Consider the following 17301-nt stretch of genomic DNA (forward strand, 5'->3'; position numbering starts at 1 on the left):
TGAGAATCCATTCTCCAGAATTCCAATTCGGTTTCCTTATTTTTAAGAATACCTACTTCTATTCCGATAACCTCTTTGCCTTTAGCTACCGGGTAAAGAATCCACCGCTCATTCCCGTTTTTCATCATCAGCTCCTGAGAACGGATGTTAAATTCCACATATTCTTCCGATACCGATTTTCCCAGGATATTGTTTTTCAAAAGGGCTTTTCTTGTGTAGGCAGTACTATATATACTGTCGTATCTTTCCAGCAGGATTTTATATCCCAGGGGATAGTTTACAGGTTCTCCATTCCGGGAAGTAAAGATCTGAAAACGGTTCACCGTTTTCTGAGGATTGTGGTTTAGCTCGTCTTCCGTCCTGCAGGAGTGCAGGGAAAAGGTTGCAGCGGTCAGAAAGGCCAGCCGGAAAATAAATTTTTTCTTCATGCATTTTGTGTTTTTTTAGTTGTTAAATATAATTCTTTTCCTATTCACTTCCATGTGAATTTCGACAAAACTAAAACTAAATCTCAATCTGTACAACAACTTTTGTTTTAAAATCTACAACATTTGTTTTATTTTTAAAATCTAAAAAACAGTAAATTAGCAAAAAAATACACCCATATGTCTTTAGGAACCAAACTTCGTGAGCTGAGACACGAGAAAAAACTATCACAAACCCAAGTTGCCATAGAGCTGGATGTTTCCCAAACTGCATACGGAAAATGGGAAAGCGACCTGACAAAACCCGGAATAGATAATCTCTTGAAAATATCTGAGTTTTATGAAATGGATATTTATGATTTGTTAGGTAGTAAAGACGGAAATCATAATTTCAATAACACTTATGACAACTCAAACGTGAACAATGCGGTTGAAACGGTAAATTATTACGTTTCAGAAAAGCTGACCGAACAATACGAAGCCCGTATCACGGAGCTACAGGAAATAAATAAAGAACTTCGGGAGCAGCTTACTTTCTGGAAAAATAAGGCGGAAGGACAGTAACATACTTTCCCTTTTCACCGGACACTTCCTGCACCCTAGCAACAGACTTTCCAATATTCCGGAAAGTTCGTCGCAATACTGCAACGGACTTTCCGGGAACTCCGAAAACAACTTACACCTCTGCAACAAACCTTCGGGAATGATAAAGATATAAAACGGTGTAACATCTCACTTATATCTTCTACTAATCTATACAAAACAATTTCTACTTTATGAAAAAGCGACTTCTTTCTGTGGTAGCAGCATCTTTCTTCGGAATGGTCCTGAATGCACAGCAAATTAAATTCGAAGAGTATGACCTGCCAAATGGCCTTCACGTAATTCTTCATCAGGACAATTCTGCACCGGTAGTAACTACAGGTGTGATGTACCATGTAGGTGCCAAGGATGAAGTAAAGGGAAGAACCGGCTTTGCCCACTTCTTTGAACACCTTTTATTTGAAGGAACCCCCAACATCAAAAGAGGTGACTGGTTCAAGATAGTTTCTTCAAACGGTGGTCAGAATAATGCAAACACTACGAATGACCGAACGTATTACTATGAAACATTCCCGTCCAACAACGAACAGCTTGGTCTATGGATGGAAGCTGAAAGAATGCGTCACGCTGTCATCAACCAGGTGGGAGTAGATACTCAGAGAGAGGTTGTAAAAGAGGAAAAAAGATTAAGAATGGACAATCAGCCTTACGGAAATCTTTTCCCTACCATTCAGAAAAATTTATTTACGAATCACCCGTACAACTGGCCTACGATCGGTTCTATGGAAGATCTTAATTCTGCAAAACTGGAAGAGTTCCAGGCATTCTATAAAAAATACTACATTCCGAACAATGCTACATTAGTGGTTGCAGGAGATATCAAGCCTGAACAGACTAAAAAATGGATCCAGGAATATTACGGAGGAATTCAGAAAGGAACCCTTTATCCAAAGGATTTCCCGAAAGATGCTCCTATCACCCAGGAAAAAGAGGTAACGGCTACAGACCCGAACATTCAGCTTCCTGCGTATATTTTCGCATACAGAACTCCGGCCAACAAGGAAAAAGATGCGTATGTTCTTGATATGCTTTCATCTTATCTGAGCAATGGTAAATCTTCGGTTTTATACAAAAAATTAGTTGACCAGGATAAAAAAGCGCTTGCCGTACAGGCTTTCAACCAGGGTCTTGAAGATTACAGTATTTTTGCATTCTTCGCAATCCCAATGGGGCAGACTACGAAACAGGCTTTACAGTCTGACATTGATGCTGAAATCAAAAAACTGCAGACAGGTCTGATCTCTGAGGAGGATTATCAAAAACTTCAGAACCAGTATGAAAATCAGTTTGTGAATGCGAATTCAAGCATTCAGGGAATTGCTGCTTCACTGGCAACGAATCATGTACTGATGGGAGATACCAACCTGATCAATAAGGAAATCGACATCTACAGATCGATCACGAGACAGGATCTGCAGAACGCGGCTAAGAAATATCTGAATTCTAATCAAAGGGTAATCATTAATTACGTTCCTGAAAAAAAATAATCATTTAAAACCGAGGTTTGAAATATGATTATTAAAAATTAAATTTTTACAAATGAAAAAGCAATTAACATATATAGCTGTAGCGTTTTTATTCGCAGGAACGGTTTCAGCACAAAAAATTGACCTTAATGCAATGCCGAAGCCGGGACCTACTCCAGCGATCAACATTGCAAAACCAAAAACTTTCCAGCTAAGCAACGGCCTTACGGTAATGGTTGTGGAGAACAATAAACTACCGAGAGTAAACACTACTCTTTCTATGGACAGACCGCCTTTCCATGAAGGAAGCGTAGCCGGAGTAAGCTCCATCATGGCTGAACAGTTTGAAAACGGAACAACCAATCTGAGCAAAGAGGATTTTAATAAAAAAGTAGATTATCTGGGAGCTAATGTAAGCTTTTCTTCCAACGGTGCTTTTGCCAACTCTCTTTCAAAATATTTCCCTGAAGTATTGGGCTTAATGGCAGATGCGATCATTAATCCAAAATTCTCTGCGGAAGAAATTCAAAATTCAAAAGAAAGAGCCGTAGAAGGATTAAAATCTGAAGAGAAGAATGCTTCTTCTATCGCTGCCAAGGTTTCCAATGCGTTAATGTATGGTAAAAATACATCGAGAGGTGAATTTGAAACAGTGGAAACCATCAACAAGATCCAGTTAGCCGACGTACAAAACGTTTATAAAAAATATTACGCGCCTGACAATGCTTATTTAGTCATTGTAGGAGATGTGAAATTTGATCAGGTAAAATCATTGGTTGAAAAAGCTTTCAGCGGATGGAAAAAGGCGAATACACCTGTCACTCCTCTGGAACCTACCGCTAATGTTGGAAAGACCGAGATTAATATTGTAGACGTTCCTTCTGCCGTACAGTCTGTGGTTTCGGTAAACAACCTTAACAATCTTAAGATGAAGGATCCTAACTACTTCGCTGCTACTATGGCCAACTATATCTTAGGTGGCGGCGGTGAAGCGAGACTTTTCATGAACCTTCGTGAGAAAAACGGATTCACTTACGGTGCTTATTCCAGCATGAATGCCGGTAAATATTCTTCTGATTTCTCGGCCGAGGCAAGTGTGAGAAATGAGGTAACGGATAAAGCGGTTAAAGAATTTATGAATGAGCTTAATGCTATTTCTACCGTAAAACCTGAAGAACTGGAAAATGCCAAGGCTAAACTGAAAGGATCTTTCATCATGTCTTTGGAAAAGCCGGAAACGATTGCAAAATTTGCTTTAAATCAAAAAGTTCAGGATCTTCCATCTGATTTCTATACCAATTATTTAAAGTCAATTGATAAAGTAACTGCTGCTGATATTTCCAATGCGGCAAAAACCAACATCTTACCTAATCAAAGCAGAATTTTCATCGCCGGTAAAGCTGCTGATATTGCTGAAGGACTTGAAAAACTGGGCTATGCTGTAAAATATTACGACAAGGAAGCTAATCCGGTAGCAAAACCGACTGCACAGAAAGTGGATGCCAATGTAAGCGTAGCTTCTATCGCTGATAAATACATCAATGCAATAGGAGGAAAAGCCAATATTGCGAAGATCTCTTCTTATACAATGACTGCTTCTATGTCTATGCAGGGACAGAATATTGATTTTAAAATCATAAAAGCTCAGGGCGGAAAAGAATTGACATCAGTTACTGCCATGGGACAGGTTGTTCAAAAGCAGGTTTTCGACGGAAAACAGGGATATTCTGAACAAATGGGACAAAAAACACCTATGAAACCGGAACAGGTTGCTGAAAAACAGAAAAACACTGAGCTGTTTGAAGAATTAGGCTTCGCGAAATCTCCAGACTATAAAGTGGCTGGAATCGAAAAAATAGGTGGTGAAGATTCTTATACCGTTAAAGGTAATAATGTAACGTATTATTACAGCGTAGCTACAGGATTGAAAACAGGAGAAACCAGAACTGCAAAAGCGCAGGGACAGGAAATAACTATTCCTTCCACTTTCTCTAATTATAAGGAGGTAAATGGGGTAAAAATGCCACACACCATTTCAATCAATCAAATGGGCATGGACATGGTTATGAATGTAAAATCATACGAAGTGAACCAGGCTAAAGATTCTGATTTCAAATAAGAATACTCTTATATAGAAAAAACGGCAGCTGACGCTGCCGTTTTTATTTTTACTAATATTTACCGTGATGTTCTTTGTCATTCGGTAAAAAAAGATTAAATTTGCCCATTCAAAAAGATATCAAAATTAATGGATACTATATTTATACTCTTGATGGTTCTTGTTATGATCGCCAGCATCTTATTGGTAATCATCGTTATGGCTCAAAATCCAAAAGGAGGAGGCCTTTCCAGTACTTTCGGAGGTGCATCACCTGCACAGTTCGGAGTACAGAGAACCAATGATTTCATGGAAAAAGCAACATGGACTCTGGGCGCAGTAATCATCGTTCTTATCCTTATAAGCGTTGTAATTACGGGTAAGCCTACTACAGCAGCTCCTGCAAAGCAGCCAGTGAAGCAAGAAACTTCTGCCCCGGCAAAGCAATCTGCTCCTGCGGCTACTACCACGGCTCCGGCTCCGGTACCTGTAGCTCCGGCAAAATAATAACAGACCTATCTTATATACAACAAAAGCAGTTCAAATTGAACTGCTTTTTTATTTTAGCTTGATCTTCTCTATTTTGTGGCGGAGTTTCAGTCCCGCTTTTAAAAATGAATACTGCATAGGTTTAGATTTTCTGTAGTATTTATCAATAAAGATCTGCATAGCACCATAAAAACGGTCAAGGTATACCTCATCTTTAACGGTACTTTCGCCTTTGTGATGAAGAAGGGAAGCTTTTCCGTAATAATAGTTTTTATACCCGTTTCTCAACAGCGTATAACAAAGATCAATATCTTCTCCGTACATAAAATAGCTTTCATCAAGACCTCCTGTTTTTTCGTACACCTCTCTTCTGATCAATAAAAATGCTCCGGTAATAACATCTACTTCTTCCACTGCATATTCGTCAATATCGCTTCTGTAATAGGACTTTGAATTACTTCTTTTAAAATTTGTAAACAGTTTTTCAAAAGAATTGAACATATCCGGTACGGAACGTTTGCTTTCAGGCAGGAAATTTCCCTCTGCATCATGCATTCTTACTCCAAGACATCCGAAATCCGCCTTTGAATCTGCAAAATCCAGAATATCTTTCATATAAGATCCTTCCAGTTCGGTATCGGGATTCAAAAGAAGGACATAGTCTCCGGATGCCGTCTTTATCGCTTTGTTATTGGCGATGGCAAAACCTTCATTATGTGCGGAGGATATAAAATGTACCTCAGGAAATTCCGGAATGAGATCACCCCAGGAGGCATCCGTAGATGCATTATCTATAACGATCACTTCATAACTCTCCTCTTCCGTGTATTTCCTGATAGAAAGAAGGCAGTTCCTCAGCAGCCTGGTCACATTATAATTAACGATAATTATTGACAGTTTCATACTTAATCCTTTTCGTTATAAGGCAGCCTGTTAATAATGGATCTTCCCAAAGATACTTCATCCGCGTATTCCAGCTCATCCCCTACTGAAATTCCTCTGGCAATGCTGGAAAAACTGACATTAAAGTTCTTAAATTTTTTATAAATATAGTAGGCTGTGGTATCTCCTTCCATGGTAGCACTTAATGCAAAAATAAATTCCCTCACTCCGCCTTCATTTACTTTTCTTTCGATACTCGGAATATTCAGCTGGTTGGGACCAACGCCTTCCATTGGTGATATTTTTCCGCCCAGGATCAGATATTTCCCTGCAAACTTTCCTGTATTTTCTATGGCGATTACGTCACGGACGTCCTCCACAATGCAGATCAGCTCGCTGTTTCTTTTTTCATTGCTGCAAATCTCACAGACATCAAAATCTGAAAAATTATGGCATTCTTTACAGTATTTTATTTCGTTAACAAGGTTGATTAATGAGTTTCCAAGACCTACCGCTCTGGAGCTGGGCTGTTTTAACAGGTGTAGTGCCAATCTCAACGCTGTTTTTCTCCCGATTCCGGGCAGTCCTGAAATTTCGTCTACGGCTTTTGCCAAAACTTTACTAGGGTAATCCATAGGTGCAAAAATAAGGAATATTGTTGAGAATTGGACTTACAGGGCTGGAGGGTTTTTGCGTTTGAGAAATGAGAGTTTTAGGGTGGTTTTAAGTTTTAGTTATAAGTAAAGACAGAAGAGTTGCTCTGATTCCGGAAATACTGAATGGGTGACAAATATCCGGTGGTTGAACCTCCCAAAGCCAACAGCAGTAATTCTTGACGTATGTTCCCTGAAATCCATCCTTCACCATTCACTTGTGGAGCAAAATTCACAATTCACAGCTCAATCTCGTCTTGATTCCCGGCCTAAAATATCACGTCTGGTATCTAGTATCTAAAATCTTGACTTATATTCCTGAAATCTATCCTTCACCATTCACTTGCGGAGCAAAATTCACAATTGACAGTTTCAGTCTCGTCTTGATTTTCGGCCTAAAATATCACGTCTGGCATCTGGTATCTAAAATCTTGACTTCTGATCCCCGGTTCTTGGCTCTTCATTGTAAAAAAACCTCTATCTTTGGGATTCTAATATGAAAAAAATAAACTAAATGGTACTTAAAAATCTAAACTATCCGCTGGATTTCAAATTCAAAATCTCAACGTTGGCGAGTGACTTCAACATTACCGACAAAAACGGAAGCTATGTAGCCTATGTTCGTCAGAAGATGTTCAAACTGAAGGAAGATGTTATTGTTTTCAACGATGAAAGCAAATCTAAGGAGCTTTTCGGGATCAAAGCGAACCAATGGATCGATTTCAATGCGTCCTATTCTTTAAATGACCTTACCGACAACAAAAACTACGGAAGACTGGCAAGAAAAGGAATGCGCTCTATCTGGAAATCCACTTACGACATCCTGGATTCAAACGACCAGCCCAAATTCACAATCACAGAAGATAATGCATGGACAAAATTCTTTGACGGAATGGTAAGTGAGATTCCTATCATAGGTATGTTTACAGGGTATTTTCTTAACCCGGCCTATACTGTAAGAGGTATCGACGGAAAAGAATATTTTAAACTTAAAAAAATGCCTTCATTCTTCGGAAGAAGATTTCAGCTTGACAGAATGATCGATATTGATGACGAAGACGAAAGTTTGGTGATCTTATCATTACTGATGATGGTTCTTCTGGAAAGAGCAAGAGGCTAAAAATAAAAACAGCAGACAATGAAATATCTTATCATTTTCTTTTCAGCATTTCTTTTAACCGCGTGCAAAAAAGATAAAGAAACCGTTCAAAACCCTACTTCTAAAGATTCTTTAAATCTGGTTAAGGATTCTGCAAAAACAGGTACAGCATCAGGAAAAGTACTTGTAGACATTATCCCTTTTCCAAAAGAGATCAAAGAATGTTCATGCTATTTCGCAAGGAACAAGGCTGATTTTGAAGCAGAGAAATACATCTATGCCGACGATGCAGGAAAAACGGCCTACATGAAACTTGACGGTAAAAGAATGGCCATGAATCTCATTTCATCCAGTGATATGGAAGTGGACGAAGAACTGACAAAAGAAATTGAAAGTGACCAATACAAAATCTCTGTAAAAGGCAAAAAAATAAAAAGCGAAGAAGCTTTATTATTCGAAGGTACGCTGACGATTGAAAAACCGGACGGTACTGTAGAAACCATCCCTATCTATGGGGAATGCGGATGTTAAAAAAACAGGGATAAAAAACAAATTTACCTCTATCCCACTTATAAAATGCTTCCGGATTCACGGAAGCATTTTTTATTTTGTAATTTTGATAAAAATAAAAGTTCATGGAATTATCTAATATAGAACCGCAGATTATCTGGAAAAATTTCTCCAGATTAAATGCAGTTCCAAGACCGTCTAAAAAAGAAGAAAGAGTAATCGCTTTCATCAAAGAATTTGGTGAAAATCTAGGGCTGGAAACTACAGTAGACGAGGTAGGAAACGTTATCATCAGGAAACCCGCAACTCCGGGCATGGAAAACCGTAAATCTGTTGTCCTTCAGTCGCATCTGGATATGGTATGCCAGAAGAACAGCGATATTAATTTTGATTTTGAAACTGAAGGAATCAAAATGGAAATTGACGGAGATTGGGTAAAAGCAAAAGGAACAACTTTAGGTGCAGATAATGGCTTAGGAGTGGCAACAATTATGTCTATCCTGGAAAGTTCAGATATTCCTCATCCGGCTATGGAAGCTCTTTTCACGATCGATGAAGAAACAGGTATGACGGGCGCTTTAGGTTTAAAGCCGGGTCAGCTTACAGGAGAAATCCTATTAAACCTTGACACAGAAGAAGATGACGAAATTGATATTGGCTGTGCAGGCGGTGTAGATGTAACCATTACTCAAAATTACGGAACAGAAGCCGCAAAAGGGCAGATTGTAAAAATTGAGGTTAAAGGACTTCAGGGAGGACATTCCGGAATGGACATCCACAAAGGTTTCGGAAACTCCAATATTATCCTGGGAAGACTGCTTTACACAGGCGTGGCTAACCAGAATATCCAGCTGGTCTCTGTAGACGGCGGCGGATTGAGAAATGCAATTCCAAGAGAAGCTTCAACTCTTATTTCTGTGAGAAATGCTCAGGAATTTATTGAAGCTGCAACAGCTCTAAAAAAAGAAATTTTAGAAGAGTTTGCTACGGTAGAACCTGGTATCCATATTAATATTGAAAATTCTACAACTTCTGACAAAGCAATCTCCGAAGAAGATTCAAAGAAGATCATTCTTACATTAAAATCTCTTCACAACGGGGTTTACAGAATGAGTCCAGATGTGAAAGATCTCGTGGAAGCATCCAATAATGTAGCCAGAGTGGAATTGAAAGGCGGTGAGCTTAAAATTTTAAACCTGACCAGATCATCTGTAGATTCATCTAAATATTCTGTGGCAGAACAGTTAAAATCTGTTGCGGAATTAGCCGGAATGAACGTAGAATTCAGTGGTTCTTACCCGGGATGGAAACCAAAACCGGGTTCTGAAATCGTACAGCTTATGGAAAAGATCTACACAGAAAAATTCGGTGAAAAACCTCATGTGGTAGCTTGCCACGCAGGACTTGAATGCGGGATCATCGGAGCGAATTACCCTGAAATGGAAATGGTAAGCTTCGGACCTACAATCAGAGGAGCTCACTCTCCGGATGAGAAAGCCAATATTCCTTCTGCTCAGAAATTCTGGAGCTTTACTAAAGATATTTTAGCGAATATTCCTTTAAAATAAGAAGATAAAATTGCTATATTGAATATCCAAAATCGTATGATTTTGGATATTTTTATTTGAACCATTAAGGTTTTTAAGTTGTTAAGATGATTGAGAAGGCACAAGCTTCATGCTTAAAAATATCTCTGATATTTCTTTTTAACTTTCTTTAATAACTTCATTCATCTTAATGTTTGAAAAATTATTTAATAAGATTTACAATAATGAAAAGTATAACAGTATTTTGCGGCTCAAGTTTCGGCACAGATGATATTTTTAAAGAACAGGCTTTCCTGCTTGGGCAAACATTAGCAAAACAAGACATTCAACTCATATATGGTGGTGCAGATGTTGGCTTGATGGGAGCTGTTGCAGACGGAACTTTAAGTGAAGGAGGAAAAGCAACAGGAGTCCTTCCCCACTTCCTGCAGTCTAAAGAAATTGCCCATAAAAATCTTACAGAGCTTATCCTCGTAGAAACCATGCACGAAAGAAAAACGAAGATGAATGATCTCTGCGACGGCGTGATCGTTCTTCCCGGCGGCTACGGAACCCTGGAAGAGTTTTTCGAAATGATCACCTGGGCACAGCTTGGACTTCATAAAAAACCGATCGGGATTTTGAATATTGATGGATTTTATGATGATCTGATAAAACTTGTTCAGACGATGGTTGATAAAGGATTCTTAAAGCAGGTGAACAGAGATATGCTTCTGATAAATAACAGTATTGATGAGCTTTTGGAGAAAATGAGGAATTATGAGGCGCCTACTATTGGAAAGTGGATTTCGAAGGATAAAGTTTAAAACTTTTTAGTTTCATATGAATAATTACAATGTTAATAAAGAAATGCTTGGAGTTGCTACTGTATTTGTAACTATATTCATTATTATTCCTACTCTTTCTTCTTATTTTAGGGAAGATTGTAAGACAGCAATGGAAAGAATCAAAAAGCAAAAATGTAAAATTAAAGTAGAAAGTATTGAAGGTATAAGATCTCTTAAACTAACAGGAACTATTCCTGAAAGTTTTATGCACTGTGAATGTTCTGAAGACGGCCAATGGTGGGCTTCCTATAAAAATGAAATAGAACCTGGAGATTACTTTATAAAGAATGAAGGAGAAAATCATTTAGAAATCATTAAAGAAGACACTCTAATAAGACACGAGTATATATGTTCTCAATAATAAAATGGTTAATATAAAAAACAAAACCCGTTCAAAAATCTGAACGGGTTTTTATAGATTAAAAAAATATTTTCTAAGGATAAGGAGCAATAGCCACTTCAAGACCTTCCATTTCATCCATCATATGCAGCTGACATCCCAGTCTGCTGTTCTCTTTTACATGGTAGGCTTCTGCCAGCATCGCATCTTCTTCATCTCCCATTGGTTCAAGGCCCGGATCATTGATCACATATACCTGACATGAGGCGCACATCGCCATTCCTCCGCATACTCCAATGGTTCCCTCTTCCGCCAGTTCATAAGAGCGGATGATCTCCATCAGGTTCATAGACATATCTGTAGGTGCTACAACATCATGGGTTACCCCTTCCCGATCCGTGATCTTTATATTAATATCTGACATAATAATGCAAAATTAGTCAATTTTTTTCACAACTGCCTTTTCTGCTTCCTTACGGCTGCCGTCAAATCCGTCTACACCGCTTACTGTCGTATACTTAAGTACAAATTTCTTACCCGGATTCAGCCTGTTGTAAACACTCTGACACATCAAAGTAGCTTCGTGGAAACCGCAAAGGATTAGCTTCAGTTTACCCGGATAGGTATTGATATCTCCGATTGCATAGATTCCGTCGATGTTCGTTTGATAATCAAGGGCATTATTTACTACAATCGCATTTTTTTCGATATTCAGTCCCCAGTTTGCGATCTCGCCCAATTTTGGAGTCAGTCCGAATAAAGGAATGAAATAATCTGTTTCAATATCAAAAGCGTCCTGCCCTTCAATTTGTACTGTGATGGCTTCTACTTTTCCGTCCCCTTTGATACCGGTAACTTCAGCAGGCGTAATTAATTTAATTTTCCCCTGGTTTTTAAGATCCTGAACTTTCTCCACGGAATCCAAAGCTCCTCTGAATTCATTTCTCCTGTGGATCAAAGTAACCTCGCTTGCAACATTGGAAAGGAAAACACTCCAGTCCAGTGCAGAATCACCTCCTCCGGCGATTACTACTTTCTTATTTCTGAAATGCTCAGGCTCTTTAACGAAATATTCAAGACCTTTCTCCTCATAATCAGCAACATTTTCAAAAGTCGGTTTTCTAGGCTCAAAAGTTCCCAATCCACCAGCAATCGCAATAGCTTTACATCTGTGAACCGTTCCTTTATTGGTAATCACTTCAAACCATTCATCGTCCACTTTTGTATAAGAAACCGCAGTTTCCCCCAAAGTGAATCCCGGCTGGAACTGCTTGATCTGCTCCATCAAATTATCTACTAATTCCCCAGCATTCACTGAAGGATATCCCGGAATATCGAAAATAGGCTTTTTCGGATAAAGCTCTGCCAACTGTCCTCCCGGCTGCGGAAGCGCGTCGATAATGTGGCACTTCATTTTTAATAAACCTGCTTCAAAAACAGCAAAAAGCCCGGTAGGTCCGGCTCCTATGATCAATATATCAGTGGTTATCATAATAAAAAGATAATTTAATTATACTTGTAACTGCAAATTTACTAATTTTAATGCGAAGCATATTTAATTGATTCTAAATAAAAACCTGAGATTTATCAAATCCCTGTAAATACTTAAGAATCTTAATTTTGGCAACGTTTTTGTTAAATGTCATATCATGAAGAAAATTTTAACTCTTTTTGCAATGTGTATGTTCCTGATGAGCTATGCTCAGATCGACAATATTGCTGATGGCGAGTCTATTACATTCAGAATCCATTATGGAATCCTGAATGCCGGAACCGCCAATCTCACTACCAAAAAGACCAGCTATATGGGTGTTCCCCATCTGTACGTTAAAGGTACAGGAAAAACTACAGGTGCTGTAAAAGCCTTTTTTAAAGTAGAGGATTTATATGAAAGCTTCATCAATACACAAACCGGGCTGCCAAGCTTTTACGTAAGAAATGTACGGGAAGGAAGCTACCGCCAGCATTTTGAAACAGTTTTCAACCACAATAACAATACGCTGATTCTAACTGATAAAAAAACACCTGCCAACGGTTCAAAGGTGATTAAATCAGTAAAAGGAGTTCAGGATATGCTGTCCTGCTTCTACTACCTGAGAAGCAAAAGCACAAGCGAGCTGAAAGTAGGAACAGTGATCAATATGAATGTATGGATTGATGATGAAATGTTTCCGTTTCAGCTTAAAGTGACGGGAACAGAAGATCTGAAAACCAAATTCGGTACCATCAACTGTCTGAAGATTATCCCGTCTGTAAAGAGCGGAAGGGTTTTTAAAGAAAAAGAAGGCGTAACGATGTGGGTTACCAACGATGCGAACCATATTCCGATGCTTTTGCAGGCCGAACTGGCCGTAGGATCACTGAAAGCAAGTATTGATGATCTTAAAAATGTAAAATATCCTTTAAAATATAAGTAAAAGATAATCAGTCTTTTGATTAAAAAAATGCCGGCAAAAAAGATTTTGCCGGCATTTTTTATTTTATGATGTAATAGATTTCAACTTCTGATTGTCTTATTAATAACAGCAGATATAAGAATAAAGCTGCTTAACATGACATCCCTTCAGATGTCAGCCAATAAAGAATCACGTTGTAATTTTCAATACAATCGTTTTTAATTACGTTTTGTTTCTTAGGTCAGTAATTAAAAACAAAAACCTCCGGAAATTCCGGAGGTTTAATTTTTATAGTGATTTAAACTGTTCTAAAGTTCTGATATCATTTTCAAAGAACATTCTGATGTCGCTCATCTGGTAAAGAAGCATTGTAATTCTTTCAATCCCCATTCCGAAAGCATAACCTGAATATTTCTCAGAGTCGATATTTACATTTTTCAATACGGCAGGATCTACCATTCCGCATCCCATGATTTCCAGCCATCCTGTTCCCTTGGTAATTCTGTAATCGGTTTCAGAGTTCAGTCCCCAGTAAACATCAATTTCAGCACTCGGCTCTGTGAACGGGAAATAAGAAGGTCTCATCCTGATCTTGGATTTTCCGAAAAGCTCAGTGGTAAAGAACTGGATCGTCTGCTTAAGATCTGCAAAGCTTACATTCTCATCAATATACAAGCCTTCAATCTGATGGAATATACAGTGCGAACGTGAAGAAATAGCCTCATTTCTGAATACTCTTCCCGGAGAAAGGATTCTGATCGGCGGCTGGTTTTCTTCCATATAACGGATCTGTACGGAGGATGTATGCGTTCTTAAAAGGATATCCGGATTCTGTTCAATGAAGAAAGTATCCTGCATATCTCTTGCCGGATGGTATTCGGGAAGGTTAAGCGCCGTAAAGTTGTGCCAGTCGTCCTCTATTTCAGGACCGTCAGCTACCGCGAAACCTATAGATTTGAAAATTTCAATAATCCTGTTCTTCACCAGATTGATCGGGTGTCTTGACCCAAGATCCAACGGAAATGCGGGTCTTGTAAGATCTTCTTTTTCTGTGACCACAGCAGACTGGGAAGCATCTTTCAGATCTTCCAGCTTTCCTGCAACAGCCTGTTTCAAAGAATTGATCTTCTGTCCGAATTCCTTTTTCTGGTCGTTTGGAACTTCCTTAAATTTTTCAAAAAAATCATTCAGAACCCCTTTTTTACCATTATACTTAATCCGGAAGTTTTCTATTTCCTCTTTAGACGTAGCATTGAAGCTGTTTACTTCGGTAAGTAGTTCTTCTATCTTTTCTATCATTGTTTTACCCTTTCAAAATGTTTTGCAAAAATACGTTTTTTAAGTTTAATAATGAATCTGTGATAAAAAAATCTGCCCCTTTACGGGAGGCAGACTTCAATCACTTATTTCACTTAAATAAAAAAATTATTTCTTTTCTAAAGCTTTAACGTTGATCTGAAGAGTTACCTCATCCTTAATCACTCCGTTTTCAGCAGGAGCCTGGAACTTCACGCCAAACTCTTCTCTTTTAATATCCTTAGGCTCAGTAGCCACACTTACTTCTGCGCCTTTTACAGAAACATTGGCCTTAAACTGAACCGGTTTTGAAATACCTTTAATCGTTAAATTCCCGTCAAGAAGTGTATTGTAATCTCCTTCCACAGCCGGTGTCACTTTTGTAATTTCAAAAGAAGCTGTTGGGAATTTTTCCACTTCAAAAAAATCACCGCTCTTAAGATGGCCGTTCAGTTTTCCTAACTGATCAGCGTCATTTTTCAGATCTTCAGAGGTTAAAGAAGCCATATCAGCAACAAATTTTCCGCTTTCAAGCTTCCCGTCTTTCACCGTTACGTCACCACTTTCAAATTTGATGGTTCCGAAATGGCTTGTACTTTCAGACTTGAAAACCTTATATCCTTTCCACTCCACTTTACTGTTTAATGTATCCACCGTATACTGATTCCCGTCTTTTGTAGTTGTCACTTCATTGCCTTCGCTTGTAACCGGTTTGTCTTTTTTACAAGAAACCGCTACAGCCACAACAAATAAAGCAGGAATAGCCAGTGAAAACAGTTTTTTTCTCATTTTTGATATATTTTTATTACTTCCGCTAATATAATAAAAAATTTTATTTTTTCATAAAAACCTTACATTTGTATTATGCTTTTAGAAATAAACAATTTATATTTTTCCCACAACCAGGATAATCCCCTGTTTCAGAACCTTAATCTGGGTTTTGAAGAAGGCAGAATCATTGCACTGGCAGGAGAAAGTGGCTGTGGAAAGTCTACATTGCTCAACCTGATTTACGGTCTTCTGGACTGGGAAAGCGGCGAGATTATTTTTAACGGAAAACGGCTTCTGGGCCCTAAGGGAAACCTTGTTCCCGGAGAAGCTGAGATGAAACTGGTGGCCCAGAATTTTGACCTGATGCCTTACGCTACCGTTGCCGAAAACGTAGGGAAATTCATTTCCAACATCAATTTAACTCAAAAAAAAGAAACGGTCATGGAACTTCTGGAAGTGGTAGGACTTCAGGAATTTGCCCATGTACTTCCTAAATATCTGAGTGGCGGCCAGCAGCAGAGGGTTGCCATAGCAAGGGCACTTTCCGTACTGCCGAAACTTCTTATTTTAGACGAACCTTTCAGCAACCTGGATTTTTCCAGAAAAATAGAGCTTCGCGAAAGACTGTTCAGATATGTGAAACAGCATCAGATTTCGTTGATCATCTCTACCCATGAGCTTCAGGAAATTATGCCGTGGCTGGATCAGATCGTGATCCTGAAAGACGGAAGGCTGATCCAGAACGACAGCCCTGAAGAAACCTATAAGCATCCTTACAATTCTTATGTAGCCAAACTTTTTGGTGAGGTCAATATTTTCAGTGAAGAGGAAAAAGCAGAATTCCGGCTTCCAAAATTTTCATACTATCCTAAAGAAATAAAAATCTCTGAAAACGGAACCGAGGCCGAACTCCTGGAAAGCAGATTTGCAGGAAACCATTACTGGAATAAAATCAGGGTCCAAAATAAAGAACTTACAGTTTATACGGATGAGAAGATAGAGGGAAATATCAGGATTTCTTTTGTTCAACCCGGAGAGAAATTAAAATAGCTGTTGAAGTTAATTCCTATCAACAAATTCACAGATACACTCATCAATCCTCATAACTCATACATTTTCTTGTAGTTATTGTTAATATGTGGATAAAAAAAATACAAATCTAAGAAGCGGTCTGAAACTTTTTCTTACATTTGTATTTCTACAGCATAAGGAAATTTTTGGTTAATTCTCTTTCTGCCTTGAGACGGACATTAGCACACCCTGCAATCAAGTCTTTTTGAAAGATTACACTGTCCAATCTTTTCCTTTTTTATTTTTTGCAATAAGCCTTAAGCTTTCTTTACAAATTCTGATTTCAGAGCCATAGATCCGAAACCATCAATTTTACAGTCGATATTATGATCGCTGTCCGGTCTTAGACGGATATTTTTCACTTTTGTTCCCGCTTTTACAGGTTTTGGTGCTCCTTTTACAGGAAGATCTTTTATGACTACCACAGAATCCCCATCCTGAAGCTCGTTTCCGTTTGAATCCAGTATTTTTCCGTCATTAGCGGTTTCAGCAGCCGTTTCTTCAGGATTCCATTCGTAAAAACATTGCGAACAGGTCATCATATTATTTTCACTTGGATAAGTAAATTCGGAGCTGCATTTCGGACAAAGTACAGTATCACTCATATTTTTATTTTTTGCAAAGGTAAGATTTTTGTTTCAGATTTCAGATTTCAGACATGAGACAGGAGAAAGAGGTTAAGGCTGAATGGGAAGATGTCAATAGCAAATTTTGCTTTACAAGTGAATGGTGAATAGTTTAGATCTAAGGATTATAAAGTGTGAACTAAAGCTTAAAATGCAGCTATTAGATTTCAGATATGGTATCTTATGCTCAGAAACCCATACT

General features: G+C 38.4%; 18 protein-coding genes and 1 pseudogene. 11 read left to right on the top strand and 8 right to left on the bottom strand.

The genetic code is table 11. From position 1 onward, the window contains the following. Window positions 1-428: pseudogene (locus tag IX38_RS06760) on the bottom strand (hypothetical protein); the annotation flags it as partial. A 177-nt stretch (window positions 429-605) separates the two neighbouring features. Here IX38_RS06760 and IX38_RS06765 point away from each other — a divergent pair. From IX38_RS06765 to secG, 4 genes are all read left to right on the top strand, one after another. Further along, the gene (locus IX38_RS06765; RefSeq protein WP_034703181.1) at window positions 606-989 is read left to right on the top strand and encodes a helix-turn-helix domain-containing protein; all 384 of its coding nucleotides are present in this window, start codon (window positions 606-608) and stop codon (window positions 987-989) included. A 212-nt stretch (window positions 990-1201) separates the two neighbouring features. Further along, window positions 1202-2515 (top strand): M16 family metallopeptidase, encoded by a 1314-nt coding sequence (locus tag IX38_RS06770; RefSeq protein ID WP_034703183.1) that lies wholly within the window; start codon window positions 1202-1204, stop codon window positions 2513-2515. 52 nt (window positions 2516-2567) lie between these two features. Next, window positions 2568-4613, top strand: a complete 2046-nt coding sequence (locus IX38_RS06775; RefSeq protein ID WP_034703187.1) for a M16 family metallopeptidase — start codon at window positions 2568-2570, stop codon at window positions 4611-4613. A gap of 129 nt (window positions 4614-4742) precedes the next feature. Further along, window positions 4743-5099 (top strand): preprotein translocase subunit SecG, encoded by a 357-nt coding sequence (secG, locus tag IX38_RS06780; RefSeq protein WP_034703189.1) that lies wholly within the window; start codon window positions 4743-4745, stop codon window positions 5097-5099. Window positions 5100-5150: 51 nt separating this feature from the next. Here secG and IX38_RS06785 read toward each other — a convergent pair whose 3' ends face one another. Continuing rightward, window positions 5151-5984 carry a glycosyltransferase family 2 protein gene (locus tag IX38_RS06785; RefSeq protein WP_034703191.1) on the bottom strand — a complete coding sequence of 278 codons (834 nt, stop codon included), beginning with the start codon at window positions 5982-5984 and terminating at the stop codon, window positions 5151-5153. 2 nt (window positions 5985-5986) lie between these two features. Beyond that, window positions 5987-6598: a recombination mediator RecR gene (gene recR, locus IX38_RS06790; RefSeq protein ID WP_034703193.1), complete on the bottom strand. Its 612-nt coding sequence runs from the start codon at window positions 6596-6598 to the stop codon at window positions 5987-5989. Between the two features lie 532 nt (window positions 6599-7130). Here recR and IX38_RS06795 point away from each other — a divergent pair. From IX38_RS06795 to IX38_RS06815, 5 genes are all read left to right on the top strand, one after another. After that, entirely contained in the window at window positions 7131-7736 is a 606-nt protein-coding gene (locus tag IX38_RS06795) for an LURP-one-related/scramblase family protein (RefSeq protein WP_034703195.1), read from the top strand. Window positions 7737-7754: 18 nt separating this feature from the next. Continuing rightward, window positions 7755-8246, top strand: coding sequence for a hypothetical protein (locus IX38_RS06800; RefSeq protein WP_034703197.1), 492 nt, complete (start codon window positions 7755-7757; stop codon window positions 8244-8246). Window positions 8247-8350: 104 nt separating this feature from the next. Then, complete coding sequence (locus tag IX38_RS06805) at window positions 8351-9793, top strand: aminoacyl-histidine dipeptidase (RefSeq protein WP_034703200.1); 1443 nt, start codon at window positions 8351-8353, stop codon at window positions 9791-9793. Window positions 9794-9996: 203 nt separating this feature from the next. Then, window positions 9997-10578: an LOG family protein gene (locus IX38_RS06810; RefSeq protein ID WP_034703203.1), complete on the top strand. Its 582-nt coding sequence runs from the start codon at window positions 9997-9999 to the stop codon at window positions 10576-10578. Window positions 10579-10594: 16 nt separating this feature from the next. Next, window positions 10595-10960: a hypothetical protein gene (locus IX38_RS06815; RefSeq protein WP_034703205.1), complete on the top strand. Its 366-nt coding sequence runs from the start codon at window positions 10595-10597 to the stop codon at window positions 10958-10960. 73 nt (window positions 10961-11033) lie between these two features. On the opposite strand, the gene IX38_RS06820 is transcribed toward IX38_RS06815, so the two are convergent. Then, window positions 11034-11363, bottom strand: coding sequence for a 2Fe-2S iron-sulfur cluster-binding family protein (locus tag IX38_RS06820; RefSeq protein ID WP_034703211.1), 330 nt, complete (start codon window positions 11361-11363; stop codon window positions 11034-11036). Between the two features lie 12 nt (window positions 11364-11375). Continuing rightward, entirely contained in the window at window positions 11376-12431 is a 1056-nt protein-coding gene (locus IX38_RS06825) for an NAD(P)/FAD-dependent oxidoreductase (RefSeq protein WP_034703226.1), read from the bottom strand. A 157-nt stretch (window positions 12432-12588) separates the two neighbouring features. On the opposite strand from IX38_RS06825, the gene IX38_RS06830 reads away from it, so the two are divergent. After that, window positions 12589-13356, top strand: a complete 768-nt coding sequence (locus IX38_RS06830; protein WP_051884539.1) for a DUF3108 domain-containing protein — start codon at window positions 12589-12591, stop codon at window positions 13354-13356. Between the two features lie 267 nt (window positions 13357-13623). Here the strand turns inward: IX38_RS06830 and pheS are convergent, their stop codons facing one another. After that, the gene (gene pheS / locus IX38_RS06835; protein ID WP_034703232.1) at window positions 13624-14634 is read right to left on the bottom strand and encodes a phenylalanine--tRNA ligase subunit alpha; all 1011 of its coding nucleotides are present in this window, start codon (window positions 14632-14634) and stop codon (window positions 13624-13626) included. 126 nt (window positions 14635-14760) lie between these two features. Next, window positions 14761-15420 (bottom strand): YceI family protein, encoded by a 660-nt coding sequence (locus IX38_RS06840; protein WP_034703234.1) that lies wholly within the window; start codon window positions 15418-15420, stop codon window positions 14761-14763. A 75-nt stretch (window positions 15421-15495) separates the two neighbouring features. On the opposite strand from IX38_RS06840, the gene IX38_RS06845 reads away from it, so the two are divergent. Continuing rightward, the gene (locus tag IX38_RS06845) at window positions 15496-16452 is read left to right on the top strand and encodes a sulfate/molybdate ABC transporter ATP-binding protein (RefSeq protein ID WP_034703236.1); all 957 of its coding nucleotides are present in this window, start codon (window positions 15496-15498) and stop codon (window positions 16450-16452) included. A 278-nt stretch (window positions 16453-16730) separates the two neighbouring features. On the opposite strand, the gene IX38_RS06850 is transcribed toward IX38_RS06845, so the two are convergent. Beyond that, the gene (locus tag IX38_RS06850) at window positions 16731-17078 is read right to left on the bottom strand and encodes a zinc ribbon domain-containing protein YjdM (RefSeq protein WP_034703239.1); all 348 of its coding nucleotides are present in this window, start codon (window positions 17076-17078) and stop codon (window positions 16731-16733) included. Window positions 17079-17301 lie beyond the last annotated feature (223 nt).

Origin of the sequence: Chryseobacterium luteum (assembly GCF_000737785.1) — a bacterium.
Taxonomy (GTDB): domain Bacteria; phylum Bacteroidota; class Bacteroidia; order Flavobacteriales; family Weeksellaceae; genus Chryseobacterium; species Chryseobacterium luteum.